The following is a 24,072-nucleotide window of genomic DNA, read 5'->3' as shown; positions in this document are numbered from 1 at the left end:
GCCATTTCTCTGTCGCAATAAATGACCAGCTAATTAATGCAATTGGTATTATAGCTAAAGGGAGAATACTAATTTTAAACTGTATTTGGCTGATTTTGGCAATTCTACCACTATTAACCACATAAACCGCCAGTCTTCACACAATTAATCGTTGTTAAAGTCAATTAGTGGAAAAGCAAACACTGATCAGCGTCTTAAAAATAAGATAGTGTGCTTAGGTTAGCGGATCTAACTTGATTTCATTATCAAGGTAAGTAATTTTTGATGGGCCATAGTCCCTATTACAAACAAAGTGCTTTTGTTCAATGCATATCTCTACGCCCGACAAAATGGCTTGTGTTGCGCTGACAGCAATATCACTTCTGTGTAGAGAAAGTTTATTATTCTTCGCTTCTATTACTTTAACCAGTTTTTCGACTGCGTCTAAATAACGGGCCAGCGCTTTTTTTAGGCGAGCTAATTTATCAGAGTAGTCTTCATCGCGGGAAGCAAGTTCTGAAATCAGGTATTTTATTTTTCGCACTTTCGCAAGATAAAGGTGTTTTCGTTCAGTAAGTGCTTTATATGTTTCTTCTAGCCCTTCAAAAGAGTAATTAAAATTTATGGTCATATGGGTTCCAGCACGCGATCCTAGGCTGCCAGCAGAAACCGATTTTCCTACCAAAATATCACAGCCAACTACTTTTCCATCAGCGCGGTCTTCTTTGCCGACCCATAAGTGCCCACTCAAACAAAACTTACAGTGCGAAGCAAATTGGCTTACGTGAATATCACCGTTCGCAAAGAGGTTAACGTATTGCACATGATGCACATTAATATTACCGCCAGCGATAATAGTGCAGCTTTTGTCTTCTTCATCGGTATTTTCTATGGCGTGGCCAATTACGCCTTTGCCAATGCTAACGCTGCCGCCTGCTTCTACGTAGGCAGACTCAACACTGCCAGCAACAATAATATCGCCACTGGCCCGAGCTTTATATCCTTCGCAAATATCACCATGAACCATAATGGTGCCGTCAAAGCGAATATTGCCAGTACTCACATCAATATTATTGATACTAAATACTTTTACTACCGAAACACCATTAGGCTCGTGTTTAGGCATGCCATCAAAATCGGCAATCAAGGTTGATTCGAGTTCATCAGCAAACACTGAACCTTCACTTTCAGATAAAGTTGCGGCTTGACCGGCTTCAGGTTCAAGGGGTTTTCCAAGCACGGTAAATCCCATTTCCCCAAGTGTTGGCGGTACTAGTTCAGCTAATTTTTTGCCTTTTTGTACATAACAAAGCTCACCTAACTCTCGCATATCCACGTTGCCGTTTTCTAGCAGTTTTGGGCAGAGTTGTCTCTCTGATGGATCGGGTACTAAATAATTAATAAAACCATTTTTACCATTTACAGCAACTCTGCCATTGGCAACCATCTTGCTTACTTGTTCACCCGGCTTTGCAGCTTTTGCCTCGTTAACAAGTTCGATAATTGACTCTTTTATAGCTGTTTTTTTGATGCCATTGTCATTGAGTAGAGCAACAATGTCATTTGCACTAATATGTTTTCCGCCAAATGCCGTTGTAATTTCAATGGACGCTGACATTTCATCAGGTGATACTGTTAATGCCATAGAGGCATCTTTTGTGCTGGCGATAACAGCATTTACTTCATTGGGGCTTTCTTTCTGTTTTTTCTGCTCAAGTGAATCAATTAAGGTTGCCAACTCATTTTCATCGAGCAGCATATTTCGGTAATCAGATTGTTCAAATAATCGCTTTGCTTTTTTGAGATCAGGTTTCGGGGCTTTGTCGATTTCTCGGATCACTAAAGCCAGTTGCCTGGTGTTTTCGTTGTAGTCAAAGCTCATACTTGCCATAGAGCACCTTAAATTTAAGCGTTTAAATAATCAAAAACTAATAGACCCTAATTACTTTAATATTAGACACTTAATAAATAAATGCTTAATTTATAAGCACATTGAAATTAGGTGAAGTATTTGATTCTTTGTGCATTTACAGTAACCAATACAGTAGTGATTGGCTGCGGGATCAAAACGGGCAGTCATAGTTAAACGTTATATAAACACCTCTTTTTTATTTTTCAGATACTTAAACTACATTGTTCCCATATTCAGAATATTTTGAAACAATTATTTTAAGATGACTCTTGAGTCTAAATTTTGTTCAGGTAACAATCGAAAGCGGATAATTTACAAGGAATAATTATAATGAAAAAGCACTTTCAATTAGCCGCAGTAGCCTGTGCGCTAGGACTTGCGTTAGTTGGCTGTTCACAAACAAACAGTACATCTCAAGCGGTAGAGGCAGTACAACAAGCACAAACACTAAAACAATATGATGCTGAAACTTTCTTTGATACAACTTCTATTATGGGCAGCAGTTTTTCACCAAATGGTGACAAAATACTGGTAAGCAGTGATGAAAGTGGCATTTATAGCCTTTATGCTGTTGATGTTAACACTGGTGAAAAAACACGCTTAACAGATTTTCAAGACAGTACCTACGCGGTGCGTTATTTTCCAAATGACGAACGCGTGATCTTTACCAAAGATTCAGGCGGTAATGAGCGTTTTCATGTTTATGTACGCGAAGTTGACGGCAGCGTTAAAGACTTAACACCGGGTGAAGAAACCCGTGCGCGCTTTGCTGGTTTCACAGAAGATGGTTCTCATTTTTACATTACCAGTAACCAGCGCGATGCTAAGTTTATGGACTTATACCGTGTTGATGCTAAAAGCTATGAGGTAAGCTCTGTTTATCAAAATAAAATGGGGTTAGATGTGGGCGCAATTAGCCCTGACGGCCGTTTTATTGCGCTTTCTAAAAATAACTCAAACAAAGATAGCGACGTGTTTATTCTCGATACGATGAAAAAAACACTTAAACCAGAGTTAATTGCAGGAAAAGATGTTGAAGCCACATTTGGACCAGAAACCTTCTCTCGAGACAGCAAGGCACTTTATTACTCAACCAATGCAAAAGGTGAATTTGCACAGATTTGGCGTTACGATTTAACCTCGGGTGAACATCGCCTTGCACTCAAAGATGAGTGGGATGTTAACTTTATTTATTTTTCTAAATCAGGGCGTTACCAAGTGAGTGGTGTAAATGCCGATGCCAGCACTAAAGTTACTGTGATGGATACAAAAACTGGGCAATCGATTGCGATGCCAAGTTTACCTGCGGGTAATTTACGTGGCGTAAATTTCTCGGCAGATGAAAAAACCATGGCGTTTTACTTAAATTCCGATACGTCACCGAATAATTTATTTGTTTGGCAGGTAGGGTCATCAAAGGCATCACAACTTACAAACAGCTTAAGCGCTGCAATTGATCAAAATGATCTGGTTGAAAGTACCATAGTGCGTTTTAAAAGCTTTGATGGGCTAGAAATTCCTGGCGTGTTATACAAACCAAAACAAGCAAATAGCAATAACAAAGTACCTGCACTTGTGTGGGTGCATGGTGGACCTGGCGGACAAAGCCGCACTGGTTATAGCGCAATGCAGCAGCATTTGGTAAACCATGGCTATGCCATTTTTGCGGTGAATAACCGCGGTAGCTCGGGTTATGGCAAAACCTTCTTCCATCTGGATGATAAAAAACACGGCACCGATGACTTACAAGATATCGTGTACGGTAAAAAGCATCTGCAAAGTTTAGATTGGGTAGATGGCGATAAAATTGGCATTATGGGCGGCAGTTATGGCGGCTTTATGACCGCAGCAGCGCTTGCATTTGAGCCTGAAGAGTTTAAAGTGGGCATTAATATTTTTGGTGTAACTAATTGGGTAAGAACACTTAATTCTATTCCACCCTGGTGGGAGAGCTTTAAAAAAGCGCTTTACGATGAAATGGGCGACCCAGCAACAGATGGTGAACGTCACCGCGCTATTTCGCCATTATTCCACGCTAAAAATATCACCAAACCATTAATGGTAATTCAAGGCGCGAATGACCCTCGTGTACTGCAAGTGGAAAGTGATGAGCTGGTGGCAGCGGTAAAAGCCAATGGCGTACCGGTAGAGTATGTATTATTCGATGATGAAGGCCATGGTTTTACTAAAAAAGAAAACCGCATTGAAGCATCAAATGCTTACCTTAAGTTTTTAAACACTTATTTAAATAACTAATTAACGTTTTTAAATTGCAAAAAGCCGGAGTAATCTCCGGCTTTTTTATTGGTTATGCTTTCTAGTTATGCAGACTAAATACTATTACTACTTTTTATACCTTGTCTAATAAGGTGCTTCACATTTTTTTCACACCTGATGATGTAATTTATTTATATCGATTTAGTATGGTGAAAAGATATGAATACGCTTACCGTTGTTCAAATACTCGAACTAATCAGAATTAATGAAGCAGCAATTGTGACACAATTTCAAACATGGTTAACCATTACATTTGCAACCATTGTTGCTGTATTTTCTGCAAAAGAGTTACTGACATTTAAAATGAAGTGGTTAATTACAACCTTGTACCTATGCGCATCAATTACATTGGCAAGCATCGCTGTTTACTTAGCTGAAAATAATGTAATCAGTATTGCATTACTAAAATCAAGAGGGGTTGAATTTGCCTCTCCATTTTTTGCAGGTGTGTCTTTATTTTGTGTTGTGGTAATCGGCATGATCACCACATGTTATTTTATACATTCACAATTTAAAGCATCTGAGAAAATGTTTAAATAACCGTTATTTTTCTTTTATTGGGTAAACGCTTTTATATTTTCCTATCGAATGCGTATTAAGCGGTTGCCTTAGTTGCACTTTGCTGGCCGTTGCTGAAAAATAATCTTTCTTGTAAAAATCCAGTGGTTCAGCGGTTTGTGTGAGGTTTAAAAACTGAAAAACCGCAGTTAATTGCGCCTTGGGCTGCTGTACTAACGATTCATAATTTACACGTAAAAACTGGTTTGGATATTTGCTGCACCAATTTTCACCAAGGCGCACAATATCATCATAAAAATGATTAATATGCTGCCAGTCATAACTGTAGTGATGAAAAGGGCTACTTACTTGATATGCTTGACGAAAATTACCAATACACGTGTCGAATTTATCCCTTACCAACCACACAATTTTAGCGTTTGGGAAAAGCGCTAAAATAATGTCAACAAAGTAAATATTAAACGGTTGCTTATCAATGGCATGCGCTGCTGGTGAGCTTGTTAACTCCTTTGCAAAACATTGGCTGTATTGGTTTAAGATTAGCTCGGCTGCTTTGGTGAAAAGCTGTTTCGGTTGCTTATAAAAGCCGGGCTTTACAGCCATAAGCTGTGGAATAAAGCTAAGCTCACCGAGTGCCTTTATGGTTTTTTGTGTCGCCAATAATTGTTCTAGCAGACTTGTGCCTGAGCGTGGCATACCCACAATAAAAATAGGTGAAATGCTGTTATTTATCGTTAATTGTGACAAATCACTAGGTAAATGCGATGCTGCGATAATACTGTCGCAGTAGGCTTGATGTGCCAACGTATCAAAGTGCACCTGGTTTTTATTGCGTTGTTTACTGTGATTAAAACACGTCCATGCCTTTTCATAATCGGCATTTGCTTCATGATAAAGCGCTTTTGCGTGGTTTAGGTATTGATCCTTTGGCCCATGGCTTAGTGCATTTGTTAATTGCGATGGCAGGGTGTTATTTGATTTTGGTGACAGCTCAGCTAACGATAAATGCGCGAGTGACAGCATTGGCTGTAAATCGATAACCTTTTCGAGCAATGCTTTTGCTGTTGTTGTATCGCCAGCCATTTTTAAGCAAATTGCGTAATTTAGCGTTATTGCTGCGCTATCTGGTGCTAACTGATGCGCTTTTTCAAATTGAGCTAATGCGCGGTAAGGCTGATTTAATCGAAGCCATAAGTTGGCTGACAAATCGAGTTGTGATGCGTTATCACAGGCGCTATTTATGGACTCTAAGATATTTTGACACAAGAGGAAATCGCTGGCGTGTAATGCCGTTTTAGCAAGGTGCAGGGCAATTGACAGTGGCGGGGAAAGTGAAAGCGCTTTTTTGATAATGTTAAGTGCTTTTACTTTGTCACCCGCTAACAGATTCAATTCAGCCAAGTAGCTCCAAGCTTCACAATGAGCCGCGTCCTTTTTTAAAGCCGCGACTAATAATGCGTGCGCTTTATTGAGCCCACCAGTTGCAAGTAGTTGTTTTACTTGGCTGAAATCCGTCATTTAAAGTTCAAATGCATAGTTAAATTTAATGCCTATGGTACGAGGTGTGGTGACATAGTGTCCATACACGCGTTGTAATTCAGGCAATTGTTTAGACAGTTCAGGGAATTTGCCTTCACCAACCCATGATTTATCACGTCGTACTGAGGTTTGCGCATATTTATCAAATAGGTTATTTACATAGAATGTAGTTGACCATGCTTCCCCCGCTAAACGTAAACTCAAGTTACTCATTGCAAAGCCAGCAAGGGTTTCACCATCTGCTTTTAAGCCGACTTTAGTAATCACATCACTTTGGGCAGTTAAACCATAGTTAAAAGTGAGTAACTTATCGTCAAGTACTTCTGTATTGTAGGTAATACCAAACGACACCTGATGCTTAGGTGCACCTGGCAGACGATCGCCTTTTGCACCACTGTAGTATGGTTGATATTTCGCTATCTCTTCAGGGCTGTAATCTTGCTCTGAGAAAACCGCAAATAACTCAGGTGCATCTTGGGTAAGCTCTGCATTTGCATATGAATAAGTTACGTATGTGGTAATATCATCGCTCAGCATTGCACGTGTTGCTAATTCAATGCCCTTACTTTGCGCCTCACCTGCGTTTGAGGTGATAATCGCCTTACCATTTACAGTGGTTGATTGAATTTGCGCATCATTCCAAAGCACATTAAATGCCGCGATATTTAAATGCAGTTTGTTGCTAAACCAGGTTGATTTTAAACCAAGTTCATAGTTGGTTGTGGTATCTGGTTGATAATCAACTTCGTGCGGGAGCGCACAAATAATTTGTTGCTCTGGTAGTTGCTCTGGGCAAGACATCACCCCATTACCACCACCTAATCTAAAGCCTTCACTAATTGTGAAGTAGGTCATGACATTACGCTGCCATTTGTAATCAATATTGAATTTGAAAAGTGAACCATTGTCACTGGCTGTCACAAGTTCCATGGGTACTTGGCTGATATCACTAATATCACCTGAATAAAGTGGGGTAACAGCACCTGAACGCGATTCAATATCATACTCATAAAAACGGGCGCCAATGGTTGCATTTAGCTTATCGCTAAAGGCGTAACCGATTTCACCAAAAATAGCGTGTTCTTGGTTGGTGTACTCGCCAAGAGCTAAATATTCGAGGTCTTTTTCAATATTAGTAATGTCGCCGCCCCAAAAATCAGTTAGCCCTGGAGTGTATTCGCGATCATCTGAGCTGCCGTCAGTTTTGCTAAAATAAACACCTGCAATCCAATTAAGAGCTGTGTCGCTTTTTGACACTAAGCGTACTTCTTGCGTAAATGTTTGCGCTTTACTGGTGTCGTCTGTGATTGCCACGAAACTTGGAAAATCAGCATAACCAGGCCAAATATCGTAAAGGAGATCAGTTTGGTCGCGTTGACCTACTTGATCATACTGAGTAAAACCAGTTGCTGAGACTAAATCGGCAAACTCTAAATCGACCTCTAGCTCTAAACTTAACAGCTCATCTTCTTGCATGTTAGGTTCAAGAACACGGTAAGCTGACTCATATTCGCCAACCTTATCTGCCAAAGGGTTTGTTGTTGCTAATGACTGATACTGGCTAATGCTATTAGCGCCATTTTCTTGCTTCTGATAAAAGTAATTTAGGGTTGCAGCAAAGGTGTCTGTTGGCTCAAAACGTAATGACACTCTTGCTGTGGTAATTGTTTCGTCGTTTGCATCTTGATATTGCGTGAGGTTATTAGCAACGTCTTCGGCATCTTCCCAATTTGGATCGGGTTTACTCACGCCCGGATTTTTTACCACATAGTTATAGTCGATAAAGCCTGGCTGTTTGAAGTAGTTGATGCTGGTTCTGAGTGCTAAGGTATCGTCAATTAGCGGCAGGTTTACAATTGCTCCAAATTCACTGCCTTGATTTTCGCTTTGTGATAATGCAAATACATCGCCGCTTAGCTGTACTTCGGTGTAATCAAGCTCTGGCTTTTTTAACATGTAGCGAATTGCGCCGCCTAATGTACCTGCACCGTAAAGTGTGCCTTGTGGACCAATCAAAACCTCAACACGTTCAATATCTGTTAAACGTAAATTTACACTAAGCGGAATTTCACCTAAATAGGTGGCTACAGTGCCTGAGTCTGATGCGCGTTCAGATGAATTTGTATTCAAGCCGCGAACAATGATTGGCGAACCTTCACGGCCACCTTGATCAGTAATTGTTAAGCCTGGTACCCAGCGCGCTACAGATTCAAGATCCGTAATGTTCTGTTGCTTCATCACATCATTATCAACCGCAGTAATATTCAAAGGTGCTTCTTGAACAGTACCTTGACGCCTAGTTGCAGTCACTTGAATGGTTTCAATCTCAGCGCTTAACTGCGCTTGTGCCTGAACATATGTACTTGGTAAAACAGCTGATGATACCGCAATGGCGATCAGTGATGGACGATAAAGCGAAAACACGTAAACCTCTTAATTTAAATAAACAGCATTTTGAGGGCGGTGATTCTACTCATATTCATTCAAAAATAAAGAATTAATATTCACTTTTTGTGGTTTTTTATTAAATTTTAATGCAGCGTGCCTTTTGTTATCAAGTTGTTGTTGTTTTGGTTACAAAAGTAACATTTGATAACGTAATTTTTTAGTTCGCTTTGAGCTTTGAATGTTTGATTACACGCAAGTGCATATTGCGAGGGGGGAGCGAAAGAAAAGTCTGCTTTATTGTACTAAAAACAAGGAGAAGCCTTGTTTAACCTTGTTTTTAGTACAAGAAGATTATTCTGCGATAACAGTTACTATGGATGAAGTTGAGTCACTCGGCGAGACTATTGTTGCGGCATAGCGTTTATTTACAGCAGTAATGTGCGCTTTAAATGCGAACAAATCGTCACCGATAAGTTGAATATTACTAGGCTGCTTCATCTTTAGAGGGTTAATCACACGGCCATTTTTATGTACTTCGTAATGTAAATGACGTGCTGTGGATAATCCGGTATTACCTAAATAACCAATTGTTTGACCTTGGCTTACTCGACTTCCTTGCTTTATGCCTTTGGCAAATCCTTTTAAGTGCGCATACAAGGTGCGATAGCCATTACCATGATCAATCACAACACGGTTACCAAAACTTTTGCTATAGCTTGCTTTTATTACCTTTCCTTTACCTGCAGCCATAATGGGAGTGCCAATAGGTGCACTAAAATCGATACCTTTATGTTGGCGTGTATAGCCTAAAACGGGGTGCTTACGTTTACCAAAATACGAGGATAATCGGGCACCATTTAACGGCGTCGTTTTGGTATTGATATAAGTTGTATTGCTTGCCTTGATTTTTAAAGCCGATGGCGACAAGCGTTTGAGGTGATGAAAACTGCTTAAATAAATGCATATCGTGTTTAACTTCGGATACAGTAAAATTAAGCGTGATCTCATCACCTTGTCTTATCTCCCTTTGAAAATCAATAAAGTGTGACATCGCTAGAATGGCACTATTGATCACATTATGCGGAACATCAGCGTTAGTTGCTGCTTGATAAAGACTTTGATTTATGGAAAACGAACGGCTGACTTCTTGGCTAGAAAGAGGCGTTTCCATTTCAGCAATTTGCCATTTATTATTCTCTAATCTTGCTTCGATGATTTTGGCATAATCGCTCGCAAAGCGAATTGTTTTGCTTTCTTTTGTCTCAATAACGTCAAATTGTGTATTGATTCTAATTTTTGTGAAAGCAAATTGAGGCTTAACTGATTTTGCTAAATTAACAATATTAGCCATGCTAAAACCCGCTGACGTTAAAACTGAGGTTAGGGTTTCGCCTTGATTTAATGTGTAAGTGTGGCGTAATGGTTCTGTGGATATTGACTCTTTTTCGCTCACATCTTGCAGTACCTGCTTACTTTGAATTTCAGTGCTATCCGCCTGTTTTACCAATGGCGCATTAGTGCTTTGCTCGTCACTGGCGCAGCCACTTAACATCAAAATAATCAGGAAAATATATATATACGGCATATTATTTCTCTTTTAAGTAGTTAAGCGGGTCGAGTGCTTGTCCTAAATGCGCAAGCTCAAAATGAAGATGTGTGCCAGTTACTTTGCCTGTGTCTCCCATTTTACCAATAATGTCACCTTGATTGACCCATTGCCCTTTAATGACATTAATTTCATCTAAGTGAGCATAGAGTGTTTGCCAACCATTGACGTGCTGGATCACAATCACATTGCCATAAGCATTCGCCATTGAGACGGCATCGGCAACAATCACTTTACCTGTTTTGGCTGCTAAAATTTCACTGCCTTTAGCGTCAACTAAATCGATTCCGCGATGCGGACGCAAATTACGCACTTTAGCAATGTGGCCGTAATGTGAGCTGATATCTATGTTGCCCACAGGAAAGCGCCATTCTTCTTGAGTGTACTGTAACTGTGCAAATACTGTTTTGGTAAAGAGCATAATGCTTGCAATAAATACAAAGGCTAAAACAGCTTTGCCAACTAATATAGGTGGTTCTTTTATAATAATATCAAAGCGCTGTTTATAATCATTTAAGTTTAGAGCTTGCCCATTAAATGGCGTTGCGAACGGGTTTGATATTGTTTGATGAGATAGCTTTATGCTTAATAAAAGCGTGCTTGCATAGTCTTCTTTTGAAATATGATGTTGCGTTATCGTTTGCAAATCGCAGCGCTGCTCCATGGCGTTAATATACAGGTGGTTGAGCAGTTTTAGCGCTGGATTAAACCAGCATACTTCAATAACTACTAGCCATAGCCAAGCTCGAAGGTGATCACGGTTAGCAATATGGGTTAATTCATGGGCGAGAATAATATCTTGCTGTGCTTTACTAAGATGTAAAAAATATTGTGGTAAAACAAGAGTTGGTTTGATGAAACCCATAACAAATGGCGATTGGTTTATTGGCATAACAACGCAAGGTATTTTTGTCTGTGTGAAGGGCACCGCGTTAGCAATAAGTTGTTTTGCTTGAAAATAACGTTTGAAAACCCGATACAAACGAAACACTGAGGTTACAGCCAAGATAGTCAGTAAGAATGTTTCAAGTGGTAAAGTGCTGTGTTCATGTGTTTGTTTTACTACATCGTGAACAAGTGTTAGCTGCTGTTGCGCTTTGTCATTTATCCACATGAAATTGGCTTTACCTACTTCTATCCATTCGATGTTTGGCAGAAAAATGCCAAGAGAAAGTACAAAAGCTGCCAAGCAAATATTGGGTGAAATTCGCTCTTTAATCGAGATATGTCTTAGTGCATAGGCAACAAGATAGGTGACTACTACCCACCCAAGTAAAGTAATTAACAACATCATTTTTGATTTTTTTGTAAGTTATTTAGGTGAGCTTCAAGCTCGTTCAATTCGTTATGTTCAAATAACTGACTGCTTGAGAACATTGCAACAGGTAAAGCTCCATCTATTTCTAAGACGCGTTCTGAAAAATCTTTAACAAAGGCAGCCATTGTCGGTACTTTATCTAGTAATGCGGTATAGATTTTTTTGTTGCCCTGTGTTTCAACGCTTAAATAAGCTTTTTGTGCCATGCGTTCTAGCGTTTTGCGTGTAGAGGAATAACTCCAACCGTAGAGTGTTTCCATACGTTGATGGATCTCTTTGCCTTTGAGAGGTTGTTGCTGCCAAAGGCACTTTAAAATTTCAAGTTCTGGTGCGGTGAGTTGCAAAACAATTTCCTTGAACAAATACATTTTTGTGTGACAAGTGTCGCAATCTATCATTTGTACAACTGTGACACAAGTCGCAGTATGAGGTTTTTGCAAAAATTGTATGTCATAAACAGTTAGGTTAACTAACCGAATAACGTGGTTAGAAAAGCTAATAGTTAGCTCTATTGGTAATTTAGGTATTAGCTAAATATTTTAAAAGCTTAAAATATCAATAATTTATATTTTATTTTGACGATTGTCTCTGATTACGAGATGCAACGTGCATTCTTATCGCTGCCATACAATAAAATGAATGAAGCGCAAACAGCGCTTGCGCTAGAAATTGCAGGGGCAGAAATTGGTTCTGATTATGAACTAGCTAAAGTGCTTGTTTATGGCTTTAAGCAAAGCCCTTATAAAGCAAATTTAATAAAAAATGTGAAACACGCTATGACGAGCATTAGCAGCGAAAGTGATAGTGTATGAGGTGCTTTAAGTTTAAAAAGCCAATCTTTATTTAATAAGCCAGTTAATAAACTGGCTTTTTTGTGTACTTGAGTATCGGTAATGCCAGTTTAACTATTTGAGAGGTGCCATTTTGCGAGCAGTGCATTGTAGTGGCCAGATTGCTTAATGGTTTGAATTGCGGAGCTAATCGTATTTTTGGTCTCTTTAGGCAGCGCTTTATTTGCAACAATATGAAGTTCGCTTGGAAAGTCAGCTAAACGTAATTTTTTTTCGATTTTAGTTGGATCAAGGCCAATACTTTTTAACTCTTCTTCAAGATGTAATGTATTGGTGAGCACCAAATCTGTCCGGTCTTTGTAGAGCATTTTCATTAAACTGGCAGGTTCAGGGGCTAATACCAAGTCTTTTTCAAGGGTAAACCCTGCTTTTTCTAAGTAACCTTGGCTAAAGTAACCCCTTACCGTGCTAACTCTTAAGCCACGGGCACTTTGTAAACTCGTTAGTTGAAATGGTCGTTCGTTTTTGCCCACTAAATACGCATGTGCGGTGTAAACCTCCCCTAAAAAGTCATAATTTTTTGCACGGCTAGGCGTTTTCAATAATGACATCATTAAGGTATTTGCATCGGTTTGTAGCTCTCTAAATGCGCGTGCTTGCGGCATAATCTCAATGGTGCCATCACAACTGCATTCATTTAAGATGGCATTAACTACATCAACTAAAAATCCGTCAGATTGACCTTTTTGATTAATAAAATGAAGAGGGTATAGATCTTCAGCTGTAAAACGCAGAGTATTTGCCGCCTTTGCATGACCTGCAAAGAGAAGAGATAAAATGATAAGGCAAATAAATATAACGTTTTTCATAAAGCGTACACGCTAAAACAACATACCGTTAACATTGCCTAAATTGTGAAAGATTTTCCAGCCGTCTAGCATGATATGCCTGAAATAACTCAGGCATATTTTATGAAAGCTTACACAAATTAATCTTCAGGGCCTTTCAAGGTAAATTGAAGATGCTTACGCATATCTTTAAGTACCACCCCTTTTTTCACTAGCGCTGCACTTAAGCGTGTTTTCATCTTCAAATTGGAAGCAAAGTAATAGAGAGCCAGGGAATAAGTGATATTCAACATCAAACCAACATTGCACCATGCCAGGAATTTCAGCGCGTGCTTGCTCTTCTAACTTATCGGCAATTTCGAGTACTAAGGCTTGTTGTTTTTGTTGAACCTTGGAAAGTTTTTTCATGGTGTGTTCCAAAAAGGAGCTAAAACATATAAAGCACTAATTATACCTTTGCTATCAGTTTGCAAACAAGAAAGTTAGCTAAATCATGCTGTTTTAAAGTCGGTTTTAAAATGGGCTTTAAGGCTTTTATCCGTCACCAAAAAGATATGTAAAAAATGCATATTGTTTAGGCGTGTTTAACAGTTGTAAAAACCTTTTCTGTTAACTCATAATAAATTGAAAGCAAAGGATTTGTTTTGTATCTGGTAGGTGAGTTTAACGCCCTGAATTATTTGTTGTAAAAGGTCAAAAATAATCGCCAAAATGCATCATTATTTACTTGCTAGAATTGTAAAAGCGGCAGATACTTGCGCTAAATACACTTTGGTATTATTTGCCCGTTTGTGTTTTTTTAAATTTAAATAACGGTGCTTTTTCAATAACTTAATTTATTGCTAATGCGCTATTTTATACGTGTCATTTTAGAGTGAACATTAATGAACACATTGACCAATGAGTTTATCGATTTATTAAAAGAAATTATTCGCCACCCAAGTGTGGTGGGAGCCGAGCATTCCTTTTTTCGCGTACTACAACGTGAGCTTGAAGAGCGCGGCGCCACGGTAACTTGGTATGAAGGTTTGTTGGTTGCACAAGGTAAAAAACCGTTTAGTAGCATGTTTTCGGCACACATTGATCGTCACGGTTTAGTGTGTACAGGCCCAAATGAATTTCAGTATGCAGCGTTTATTTCTGCCAACCGTACAGACTTACTGAATAACTCGGTGTCGGAAGAGTTAATGACCAAAATCACTGAGCGCTTTAAAGCGACACCTGTGTATGCGTATGAGCCATGGTCGGGGGCGTATCGTGGACAGGGTCTGATCAAAAGTTCTTATGTTTGCGAATACCGTAATAATTTAATCTTTGAAATTGATGGCTTAGAAAGCGCTGTAGCAGGTACGCCCGTTGCTTTTAAAGATAAATTACGTATTGAAAATGAACGCTTAATTGGTCAGCTTGATAATGTACTTTCAGCCGCGGCACTAGTGCATTTATTTAGTTTAGGTTTTGAAGGCACTGTATTTTTTACCGCACAAGAAGAAGCGGGTAAAAGTTGGCGTTATTTACTCGAATGGTTTCGCCGTTTTGGTGGCTCAACTAACCGATTGTTTGTAGTGGATACCAGCCCATTTCCTGATGAAGACGCTGCAAACGAGCAGCTATTAGTATTACGAAAAAAAGACGCCAACGCAGCATTTAATGAAGAGGCAACACAATTAGTTGAAGCAATTTGTAAGGAACAAAAATTTAGCTACAGCTACAAAGACGAATACATGGAAAAAATTAACCAAGCGTTAGTTGAGCGCGGTGAAGCCCCTCGCTCAATCGGTAGTACCGAGCTTGGCCGCATTATCGCAAGTTCAAACGGGCTAGTTGATGGTACGACAATTCAAGTGCCTACAACGGGCTATCACACAATGGAAGAGTCAGGCTCGTTAGCGTCAGTTGAAGCATTTTTGAAAATGCTGTTGGCAATTTCTAAAAAAGCATAATTAAAAAAGGGTTAGTTTAAAACTAACCCTTTTTTTGGCATTCATTTTCAACTCTTAAACTGTTTAATCCATGGCAAAGTGCATTACCCCATAAATAAAAAGCCAACAAATGCGATTGCCGCTGCAAGCAGTGCATAAGGTAATTGGGTTACAGCATGGCTGACTAAGTTACAGTCTGAGCCTTGTGCTGCAAGCACTGTGGAATCTGAATAAAAGCAGGCTTGGCTACCAAAAGATGACGCTGACAATAGCGCACCAATCACCAGCGGAATATTTGCATCAACTGCAACCGCAAGTGGCATTACAATTGGAATTGTTACTGCAAAAATGCCCCAGCTTGATCCTGTAGCAAACGCTAAAATAGCCATTGATAAAAACACCATCGCAGGCAGCAACTGTGCTGTCATATAAGGGCTTAATGTATTAATGACATATTGCGGTAGTAATAACTTATCGCACACATCTTTAAAAATAAATGCAGCGATAACCGTACCAATGGCAGGTAACATGCATTTAAAGCCATCTATCATTTGCTCTAACATTTCGGCCAACGGCATTAAACGCTGCACCATATAAAATGGAATAGTTACCGCTAAGGTGGCAAGTAATCCTTTCCACACATCAATATCAAAATACACGGTAAAGCCAACGAGTAGGGCAATGGGCACTAAAAAATTATAGAGCTTGCCACTGTTATCTGCGTTTTCAAATTCTTGCTCGATTGCTTTTGATGCATATTCATCAGGTGTTTGTACTTCGCTTAAATCTACTTGCTCAAGAGCAGGCTTACCCGCTTTTGCAGCCAGCTCTGCTTTTTTCATTGGGCCAAACAGTGGGATCACACCAAATATGACTAGCGGCACCATTAAAACGGCAACCCAGGCATAAAGCATGTATGGAATGGCTTCAATGTATACGCTAATACCTTGCCCTTCACCGGCAACACCGTTATCGACCAACAAGCCACCAAAAAATACCGCCCAAGTAGACAGAGGCACTAAAACACAAATAGGTGCGGCAGTTGAATCAACCACGTAGGCCAGCATTTCTCTAGAGATTTTAAACTTGTCGGTAACGCGGCGCATGGTTTCGCCAACGGTTAGGGCATTGAGGTAGTCATCAATAAAAATCATAACCCCAAGGAAGTAGGTCATAAGCAGCGATGATTTAGGCCCTTTTGCGAGTTTTAGAGCACTGCGACCAAAGGCAAGGGCGCCTCCGGTGCGAACAAGCAGGGCAATTAATGCGCCAAAGCTACCGCACACTAAAATAAGCCAACCTATGGTTTCGTCGGCCATCACTTTTAATGAAGCCTCGGCGAAATTACCTAAAATGGTGGTGTAGTCAACTAACGCCAAACCCACAAGCGCACCTATTACAAGTGCAAGAATAGGGCGGCGAAGAATAACAGCAAGGGTTAAAACAACAATCGGTGGAATTAAACTAATAACACTAGGCTCGTTAACTCAAATAGTCCCAATATTATGGTTACCTTTTTCAAGGCGAAGATCGCAACTAAGGTGTGCGGGTATCTGCTTAATATTGGGTTGACCAGTGCTTAGTATGGCCCTTCTTGAAACATCTCGGCGAAAATAAACAGGATTAGGATCTGCGTCAATTTAAAATTTTTGTCATACCAAGAAATAGTTTTAATGGGTAAATTAATTCATTAATTATCAGGTGCTTAAATGTGGTTTCTTGTGGGGCTTTTCGAACAAACTTAAATTAATTACCAACAAAACAGGCTGATACATGATGATAGCAACTTGGTTTTTTTATTTATCTAATAGACTTCGATGATGTAAGTAATAGGCGGAAACTTATTCAAAATAACCTGTTTGGTATGCTTGAAGTACCTTTTGTTGAATTTCAGCTTCTGTAATTCCGAGCTTATTTACTTTACTAAAGCCAAAAAACGTTTCTTTGTTTCTCATTTCTTCTAAAGCGATAGGAGAGACTTTGAGATTGGCTTCTTGAATTTCCTTTGAGAAGGTTTCTATCATCGCGGGGCTTACCATTATGAGGTCGATGCGATTCTTTTTTAATAAGGTGAAGCCAATTCTTACATTTTGAATCTCAATTTTTTGTAGCCATTCATCATGATCAAATCTTGTGAAATAACGTACGCCTCTCGAAACGCCAATGACTTTGTTTTTAAAATCATAATATGACGATATTTGTATTCCATCTTTAGAGATAACTCGTAATGAATCTGCAGCTTTAAATGGCGTGAAAAAAGCGAAGTTTTTTCTTTCAGGTAAAGGTGTTAGTGCAGCAATAACGTCAACATCGCCATTTTCTAAAAGCGCTACACACCTAGCAAAATTTGGGGATTGAACAAATTTAAGATTAAGTTCTAACAGTGAAGCTAGTTTATGTAGCGCTGCAATATGAATACCTGAAGGCGTGTCACCAAGTATTTGATAGGGAGGATGATCATCAATACACGCTGTAATATCTTTGCTTTTTGCATTGGCTGTCACTGATAAACCCAATGCACATAAGAGAAACGCATATTTAATTATGTAACTGTTAACACTCATAACTTTCATCTAATTCATACAACACATCATTTATTTGTTGAAAAAGATAATGCACATTATTTCAATAATTGCCTATTCCTGAGTGATTTATTGCACCTAAAAGTGTCACTTAAGAAGCCATAAATCATTTTTCGACAAAACGGACGATTGGTTATTATACGTTCATTTTATGATAAATTTAACGATTTTATAACAATATTACGAAATCAGTTTTTTGCTAAGATGAGTTCCGTTACTTCTTTTTTCGAGAATTTACGAAGTGTCATCAACAATTTCCCTGCGTGTATATCATCAATACTATCGAGGTTTGAAGGAAGTTTATCCAAAACTTGAAATGATTCATCCGCCAGCGAGTATGCCCAGAGCTCTAGATTATCGTTTACACCATTCAGAGTGTTATTTTTGCTTGTAAGCTTTGCACTACAATGTCGCTGTAGCAATAACCTTAAATCATTAATATACGATCACCATTAAGTTAAATGATTTAAAATCCATAGGTTTAGCAAAAGGAATAGTAATTTTGGCAACGATGCCATTATATAAAAGCTTATAAAGCTGTCTGCCTCTACTAAATACAAGTTTTTCTTTGTACGGAGAAAATCGAGGGTGGATAAGGCGATATTTGGCAATTGATCTGGGTATGAGGATGCGTTAACTAGAAAGCATAGAGCCATCTTTTCATAATATCTCATGTTTAACCGTGGTATTAGTAAAGGCAACATTGATATTTATTGGGTTGATGCAAGCATTATTGACACATTACGAGCGAAAAAATAGTCAACAAGCATGCGCTACAAATATCGGGTAGTGCAAGCCCTGTCTTTTGCAATGTGTAACGAAGTTTAAGCTATTAACAGCATTTACTGTTTAGACAATATGCAATATGTCGAATAATAAACCAAGCAAATACAGATTGTTAAAACTTGCTTTAAATTGGCAGTGAGACCTAGTAAGGTCAGCCCCCATTTTAATTTTGGAGCTGAACTTATTATGAGCACTGCCTTTTCTCGTCGTTTTCTGTCACTAATTGAGCAAATCACAGAAGGTAACAAAAAGCGTTTTGCTGAAGTGACCGGGCGTTCAGCGTCTACGATTTATCGATTATGTCGAGGTGGTAGTCGCCCATCATTGGCGTATTTAGAACAATTAAGTGAGCAGTTTAGCATTGACTTAAACTGGCTTATTACAGGTCAGCGCGCAACCGATGACGTTGCCAATAATACAAAAACTGAGATGGTTCTGGCGCCGAAATTTGATGTAGAAGCGAGCGCGGGCTTTGGCCAAGTAGGTGCAAGTGAAGAAATATCAGAGCATTTTGGTTTTTCTAAGCAATGGTTATCATCGCAATTAGGTGTGCATTCAGAGCAGTTAGCATTTGTTTCAGTGCGTGGTGACAGCATGCAGCCAACATTAGAACAAGGCGATATGATTTTAGTGGATATGTCGCAAAAGCAAGCGCATAAAGAAGATATTTATTTAGTGCATACAGAAGATGGTTTGCTGACAAAGCGTTTAAAACCATTTAGTGGTGGGGTTAAAGTAATTAGTGATAATCCAGATTATCCGAGCTTTGAAATTACCGCAAACACAAGCGAAAACACGCGAATTGTGGGTAAAGTTGTGTGGTTTGGTCGCGATGTTTAATTAATCGTTCTTTAAAACGTATTCACGGGCTTTTTGAATTTGCTGCCAAAAGCGCGTTACCTCAGTTTTATTTTGCAAATAAAAATCAAGGTTAAACGGTAGGTACCAATGGGTTTTTCTTATCACGCCTTGGCTGCTTATCACAAAGTCTTGCTGTTTTAATGCCTTGACTTGTGCAAGGCCAATGCGTTTTTCAACTAAGTAGCCATCAAGACGACCTATGGCTACTTGGTGAATGCCTAAATTAAGGTCGTAATCGGTATTTGCAGCGATGTTATGCTGTTTTATATATTGCTCCAGCACATAACCCGCAGGAGCTTGTAAGCCAAATTGTTTAATTTTCTTATAATAGGCGACATTAAACTCGCCTTTGTCAGTAAATAACTTTCCCGCGAATTCTGCTTTGTGCAGTATTGAATCGCGTTTATATAAAATCACATAATCGGCGGTGTTTAGATAATCTTTTTGATTGGTTGGGAAAGCATACTGTTTAGTGCGTTTAGGGGTTTTTATCATGGCAAAAAGGCCATCATAGGTGCCATCTCTGACTGCTTGTTTGCACCGTTTCCAAGGAAGAGCAGTGAAGTAGAGCTCAATATTAGACTCACTTGCAGCACGCTCTAAAATATCAACTAACAACCCAGATGAAGCAGAACTCTGAGCTTCACTAGTAATATACGGAGGGTATTGCTTATCTTCATGACATAGGCGCCATGTCTTAGCTGAACTGCTAAAACTAACAACAAGTATAATGAGCAAAAAGATGTTTAAATGCATAGTACTTCTGCGCTAATGAACAGTGATAAGTATATGCTATTTAGCCAATATTTCTATTGGTAAAAATGGTTCGCTAGTTGCTTAAAAGAGTGGTTAGTGCGCGATAAGCATAAAAGGCAAATTTTTAGCGATGAGTTTATCGTAAAGCCCTTCGGCTTTGATTTCTTTAATTACCTTTGCAAGCTTTGGCGCAAGTTCACGATGACGTTTATGAAGATAGGCATAAGAATTGTGTGAAGACAAAGTGCCGACAATGCTGATCTGACTATTGGTAAATTGAATCGTTTGTAAATGGGGTTTAGTGCGAATTTCTAAATCAACAAATACATCACTTCGGCCAACATGTAAACGTTCTAACCCTTGAGTAACCGACTTTAAACCTGTTAGATATTTACCTTCAACACGAGTGACGAGCGACTGCTCTGTTTGCAGCGCGCCAATAACATAATCAACATATAAAGAAGTGCCTTTAAAATCATCCCACGTATTGATTGCTATATTTTTATTTGTAGCGAAGGCATACACATTCGTGACAAAAACAGGCTCTTCAACTCGGATTAAATTAGTGTAGGTATTTGCATAATCATGATAACGCTGAGGTTCACCGTCTAGTTTTCCGCTATTTACCATCACTGAGCAGCGTTTCATTGGTAACACTTGGTATGAAAACTCATAATCAAGCCGAGTAAAAGCCTCGCGATAAAGCATCTCGAAAAATTTAAATTGTGGGCTAATTTCAGGGTCGTTTGAAAAAGCAAACGTAATTTTATGTGAAGCGAAAGAGTTTGCACTAAAAGCAGCAAAAAGTACCAACACAAACACTGTGGCTATGTTTGTAACGCGAGTGGTATTTTGAGCATTAAACATGTTGTCGAAACAATAGGTAACCGTATTGGAATTTATTTAAGGGTAGCGTGTTTTGAGTAAAAAAGTATTTATAACATTTAATTTCAGCTTTTAAGATCAAGAAATCATACACGTTAAAATGAGTTTAATATTCAATAATCGTTGGGTGTTTTCTTACAATTTGCTCTATGGATGTATTGAGTGTTTGAAGGACATCGCTTGGAACGCTTTTATTGCAGGCATAGCCTAAGAGGGATTTTAGCAAGGGTTTTACTACCTTAAACTTATTCGGGCTAATTTTTGCGCGCTCAAATTGGTAGCGGGCAATCACATCGCCATAGGCAATTAGGTCGACGCGTTTATGCTCTAGCATTTTTACAAGCTCGAACCCCGTTTTTAAGAAAACAAATTGATTACCCGGTATACCGTATTCCATCAAGGTTTGGTGGCCAATATCGTTTTTAACAACACCAAAACGCAAATTAAAATCTGTTCTTAATTGTATTTCATTAATGCTTGAATCTTGATGCCCAATAATGGCAACTGTGTTTGGCATAACCGTGCCGATAAAATTAAAGTTTTTAGCTCTCTCTTTGGTGAAAGTCATAGAAAACAAACAGGCATTGGCATCACTTTTTAATGTGTAATAAGCACGAGTCCAAGGCATTATCGAAATATCATCTGTGTTAAGTGACCAATTAAGTTCGCTGTATGCTTTTTTTAAAATATCTACTGCAATGCCTTTTATTTCGCCTGTTTGTTGGTAGTTAAAGGGCGGGTAGTCTTCGGTGTACCATTTTATATTTGGAATTGAGGACGCAGCTAAGGCAGTTGAAGATAACAAAAAGTAACTCACCATAAATAGGATGGGGGGTATTTTTACTTTTGAAATAATGCGAGTAACTTCTCTAAGTAACAACAAAATAGCTATTCACCTTTTGTAACTCAGCTTATTTAATAGTGGCACAAATATGTAAAACTGCAGCCCTTTATTTGACTTTGGTAAAGGAAGTACTGAAAAGAAATGGGTTTTAACAATGTAGCAGTGGTTACTGTGCTGTTATTAAATGAAGCCCCGCATCTTTGCCATCAGTTAACACCGCGATATTGCCAGCATTTGAAATAAACACATCCCTAAGCCGCCCTGATATTTCAGGGAAAACAGCCGTTTGCTCAAATTGGTTATTTGCGATGTTAACGGCATAGAGCTTTCTATCCACTAATGTGGTAATTAGCACCTGCTTTTGTAACGAGGAAAATTGAGTGTGACGTGTGCCATAATACGCCATACCCGAAGGAGCAATGGACGGCGTCCAATTGACACTTGGTTGGTTCATGCCTTTATATTCAGTAAAGGGTGAAATACGTGCTTGTGAATAGTCTTTACCAAAGGTGATCACCGGCCAGCCATAATTTTCACCTTTGCTTAAAAAGTTAAGTTCGTCGCCACCTGCAGGGCCATGCTCATGGCTCACAATGCGTTTGGCATCATAATCGTATACAAGCCCTTGTGGATTGCGGTGTCCTAAAGTAAAGACAGCATGGGCTTTGGCATCAACATGACTTATAAACAGGTTGTCGCTAGGTATTGTTCCATCTAAATTAATACGCAATATTTTACCTAACTGGTTTGTAACCACTTGTGCTTGCTCGCGATAATCAAAGCCATCGCCACTTGAAATTAACATTGTTTCATCAGGCAAAATAAGTGCGCGGCCTGCATAATGTTGCGGTGTGCCTTTATCTGTTGCCACACTATAAATAATTTTGGGTTTTGAAAATTCTGTGCCATTAAACTCAGCTTTAGCCACCACCAACCTATTGGCTTTTAATTCGCCTTGGGCGTAAGTGAAAAAAACGGTTTTCGATTGCTCAAAATCGGGTGCTAATACAACATCTAATAAACCACCTTGCCCAGCAACATATAACCCCGCTAAATCAAGTTTAACTCGGGAATGATTCTCGCCATTAACAATCACTACATGACCATCACGTTCGGTGATAAGCCAAGTGCCATTTGGTAATTCGACCATGCTCCAAGGGGAATTTAGTTTGGTCGCTAAGGTGTGAATGGTGTAGCGCTCTAATGGCAATGTGGCATCGTTTGCTGCCGCATTGCAACAAAACACGCTTACAGCAAAATAAAGCAACCATTGTTTGCATGAAAAGTCTTTGCTAGTGTGAAGGCATAACCCTTTTTTGAGTTGCATTAACTTTGTTAGTTTTAACACGCTTAGTACCTTTATTTTTGATTGCTTGGCTGCTTAGTTTTACCTTAGCTAGCTTGTGCCATAGCCTGTATGTTGTCAATCAGTTAGTCAATGTGGGCATTGAAGTGAGCTTTGATGACAGCGCACGTTTAATAACGGACGACTGGCTTGGTTTACTACCTACTTATGGCGCAATTATTGCCATTGCGTTTGCCTTAGCATTTTGGTGTGCCAGCTATTTAAACAATAAAGTAAAACAACCAACCCAGTGGATTTTCGCACTTGCTGGAACAGGGGCGATGACAATTGTGTTAATTGCAATTGAATCAATAATGAACATTAATATCATTGCTGGGGCTCGCGGCTGGGGATTCTATGCGCAGCTGCTTACAGGTGCCGCAGGTGGTTTTGTATTTGCAACGCTAAAAACTAAATTCGCGTCTAGTTAAAAGAGCACATGGGTAAATTTGCATCTTATATTTACCCATTCACATTCTGCTGCTTAATACAATTTATTGTCACCCAGTGACACTTCCATTTCATTATTGCTTTTTATTGGGCCGCCAATCATTTCATCGTAAGCACTGCTTTGGCGTATCACCTGTTTTTTGGCTTTTACTTTTTTAAAGCGCTGTTGAAGTTCCAATAAATTGTGGTGTTTTATCCGTTCACCTTGTTCATCGGTGATTATGTACTCTTGTCCCTCAACCATAGCGCTTACGTTATAAAGGGCTAAATCAAGGCTATGAAATACCAGCTTTTCTACTTCAAAATATTTTTCTAATTTGCTTAGTTTCATTTTTCAATCCTTTTAAATTCATTACAAATTTTGTACGTGACAAAAATAAATTTGGATTAATGCGGTAATCAGATTAAAAAGATCAAAGGCAAAGTTAAAATAAGCCCAAAGTGAAATTGATAGCGTTTTAAGA

General features: G+C 39.0%; 21 protein-coding genes and 1 pseudogene. 6 read left to right on the top strand and 16 right to left on the bottom strand.

What is annotated here, in order from left to right:
• Positions 1–214: 214 nt before the first annotated feature.
• Positions 215–1,870, bottom strand: coding sequence for a DUF342 domain-containing protein (locus ON073_RS07575; protein ID WP_274761274.1), 1,656 nt, complete (start codon positions 1,868–1,870; stop codon positions 215–217).
• 351 nt (positions 1,871–2,221) lie between these two features.
• Here ON073_RS07575 and ON073_RS07570 point away from each other — a divergent pair, with 351 nt between their 5' ends.
• Positions 2,222–4,147: a S9 family peptidase gene (locus ON073_RS07570; RefSeq protein WP_274761273.1), complete on the top strand. Its 1,926-nt coding sequence runs from the start codon at positions 2,222–2,224 to the stop codon at positions 4,145–4,147.
• 180 nt (positions 4,148–4,327) lie between these two features.
• The gene (locus ON073_RS07565; protein WP_274761272.1) at positions 4,328–4,708 is read left to right on the top strand and encodes a hypothetical protein; all 381 of its coding nucleotides are present in this window, start codon (positions 4,328–4,330) and stop codon (positions 4,706–4,708) included.
• A gap of 3 nt (positions 4,709–4,711) precedes the next feature.
• Here the strand turns inward: ON073_RS07565 and ON073_RS07560 are convergent, their stop codons facing one another.
• The 6 genes from ON073_RS07560 to ON073_RS07535 form a co-directional block, all read right to left on the bottom strand.
• A complete protein-coding gene (locus ON073_RS07560; protein ID WP_274761271.1) occupies positions 4,712–6,205 on the bottom strand; it encodes a tetratricopeptide repeat-containing sulfotransferase family protein in 1,494 nt (497 codons plus the stop codon).
• Positions 6,206–8,650 (bottom strand): TonB-dependent receptor, encoded by a 2,445-nt coding sequence (locus tag ON073_RS07555; protein WP_274761270.1) that lies wholly within the window; start codon positions 8,648–8,650, stop codon positions 6,206–6,208. It abuts the gene before it with no gap.
• Between the two features lie 315 nt (positions 8,651–8,965).
• Positions 8,966–9,541, bottom strand: a complete 576-nt coding sequence (locus ON073_RS07550; RefSeq protein WP_274761269.1) for a M23 family metallopeptidase — start codon at positions 9,539–9,541, stop codon at positions 8,966–8,968.
• Positions 9,441–10,199 (bottom strand): hypothetical protein, encoded by a 759-nt coding sequence (locus ON073_RS07545; protein ID WP_274761267.1) that lies wholly within the window; start codon positions 10,197–10,199, stop codon positions 9,441–9,443. Before ON073_RS07545 ends, ON073_RS07550 begins: the two co-directional genes overlap by 101 nt.
• 1 nt (position 10,200) lies before the next feature.
• Positions 10,201–11,514, bottom strand: a complete 1,314-nt coding sequence (locus tag ON073_RS07540; RefSeq protein ID WP_274761266.1) for a M23/M56 family metallopeptidase — start codon at positions 11,512–11,514, stop codon at positions 10,201–10,203.
• Entirely contained in the window at positions 11,511–11,882 is a 372-nt protein-coding gene (locus ON073_RS07535) for a BlaI/MecI/CopY family transcriptional regulator (RefSeq protein ID WP_274761265.1), read from the bottom strand. Before ON073_RS07535 ends, ON073_RS07540 begins: the two co-directional genes overlap by 4 nt.
• 231 nt (positions 11,883–12,113) lie before the next feature.
• On the opposite strand from ON073_RS07535, the gene ON073_RS07530 reads away from it, so the two are divergent.
• Positions 12,114–12,350: a hypothetical protein gene (locus ON073_RS07530; protein ID WP_274761264.1), complete on the top strand. Its 237-nt coding sequence runs from the start codon at positions 12,114–12,116 to the stop codon at positions 12,348–12,350.
• Between the two features lie 89 nt (positions 12,351–12,439).
• Here ON073_RS07530 and ON073_RS07525 read toward each other — a convergent pair whose 3' ends face one another.
• Both ON073_RS07525 and ON073_RS07520 read right to left on the bottom strand, forming a co-directional pair.
• Positions 12,440–13,198, bottom strand: coding sequence for a substrate-binding periplasmic protein (locus tag ON073_RS07525; protein ID WP_274761263.1), 759 nt, complete (start codon positions 13,196–13,198; stop codon positions 12,440–12,442).
• A gap of 119 nt (positions 13,199–13,317) precedes the next feature.
• A pseudogene (locus ON073_RS07520) lies at positions 13,318–13,585 on the bottom strand (hypothetical protein).
• A gap of 476 nt (positions 13,586–14,061) precedes the next feature.
• On the opposite strand from ON073_RS07520, the gene ON073_RS07515 reads away from it, so the two are divergent.
• Positions 14,062–15,120, top strand: coding sequence for a peptidase M42 (locus ON073_RS07515; RefSeq protein ID WP_274761261.1), 1,059 nt, complete (start codon positions 14,062–14,064; stop codon positions 15,118–15,120).
• Between the two features lie 83 nt (positions 15,121–15,203).
• Here ON073_RS07515 and ON073_RS07510 read toward each other — a convergent pair whose 3' ends face one another.
• Both ON073_RS07510 and ON073_RS07505 read right to left on the bottom strand, forming a co-directional pair.
• Positions 15,204–16,568 (bottom strand): Na+/H+ antiporter NhaC family protein, encoded by a 1,365-nt coding sequence (locus ON073_RS07510; protein ID WP_274761275.1) that lies wholly within the window; start codon positions 16,566–16,568, stop codon positions 15,204–15,206.
• Between the two features lie 372 nt (positions 16,569–16,940).
• A complete protein-coding gene (locus ON073_RS07505; protein WP_274761260.1) occupies positions 16,941–17,603 on the bottom strand; it encodes a substrate-binding periplasmic protein in 663 nt (220 codons plus the stop codon).
• Positions 17,604–18,653: 1,050 nt separating this feature from the next.
• Here ON073_RS07505 and ON073_RS07500 point away from each other — a divergent pair.
• Positions 18,654–19,307 (top strand): XRE family transcriptional regulator, encoded by a 654-nt coding sequence (locus ON073_RS07500; RefSeq protein WP_274761259.1) that lies wholly within the window; start codon positions 18,654–18,656, stop codon positions 19,305–19,307.
• On the opposite strand, the gene ON073_RS07495 is transcribed toward ON073_RS07500, so the two are convergent.
• From ON073_RS07495 to ON073_RS07480, 4 genes are all read right to left on the bottom strand, one after another.
• On the bottom strand, positions 19,308–20,084 hold the full coding sequence (locus tag ON073_RS07495; protein ID WP_274761258.1) for a substrate-binding periplasmic protein: 777 nt from the start codon (positions 20,082–20,084) through the stop codon (positions 19,308–19,310). It lies immediately after the preceding gene.
• Between the two features lie 93 nt (positions 20,085–20,177).
• A complete protein-coding gene (locus ON073_RS07490) occupies positions 20,178–20,951 on the bottom strand; it encodes a substrate-binding periplasmic protein (RefSeq protein WP_274761257.1) in 774 nt (257 codons plus the stop codon).
• Positions 20,952–21,075: 124 nt separating this feature from the next.
• Positions 21,076–21,852 (bottom strand): substrate-binding periplasmic protein, encoded by a 777-nt coding sequence (locus tag ON073_RS07485; protein ID WP_274761256.1) that lies wholly within the window; start codon positions 21,850–21,852, stop codon positions 21,076–21,078.
• Positions 21,853–21,979: 127 nt separating this feature from the next.
• Positions 21,980–23,161 (bottom strand): PQQ-dependent sugar dehydrogenase, encoded by a 1,182-nt coding sequence (locus ON073_RS07480; RefSeq protein WP_274761255.1) that lies wholly within the window; start codon positions 23,159–23,161, stop codon positions 21,980–21,982.
• Between ON073_RS07480 and ON073_RS07475 the strand changes: the two genes are divergently transcribed.
• Entirely contained in the window at positions 23,146–23,589 is a 444-nt protein-coding gene (locus tag ON073_RS07475) for a hypothetical protein (protein ID WP_274761254.1), read from the top strand. The genes ON073_RS07480 and ON073_RS07475 overlap by 16 nt on opposite strands.
• A gap of 53 nt (positions 23,590–23,642) precedes the next feature.
• Here ON073_RS07475 and ON073_RS07470 read toward each other — a convergent pair whose 3' ends face one another.
• Positions 23,643–23,939, bottom strand: coding sequence for a DUF6482 family protein (locus ON073_RS07470; RefSeq protein ID WP_274761253.1), 297 nt, complete (start codon positions 23,937–23,939; stop codon positions 23,643–23,645).
• Positions 23,940–24,072: the final 133 nt, after the last annotated feature.

Source organism: Pseudoalteromonas sp. G4, assembly GCF_028875915.1.
Taxonomy (GTDB): Bacteria; Pseudomonadota; Gammaproteobacteria; order Enterobacterales; family Alteromonadaceae; genus Pseudoalteromonas.
The sequence above is the reverse complement of the archived record's forward strand: the minus strand, read 5'-3'. Positions and strand labels throughout refer to the sequence as shown.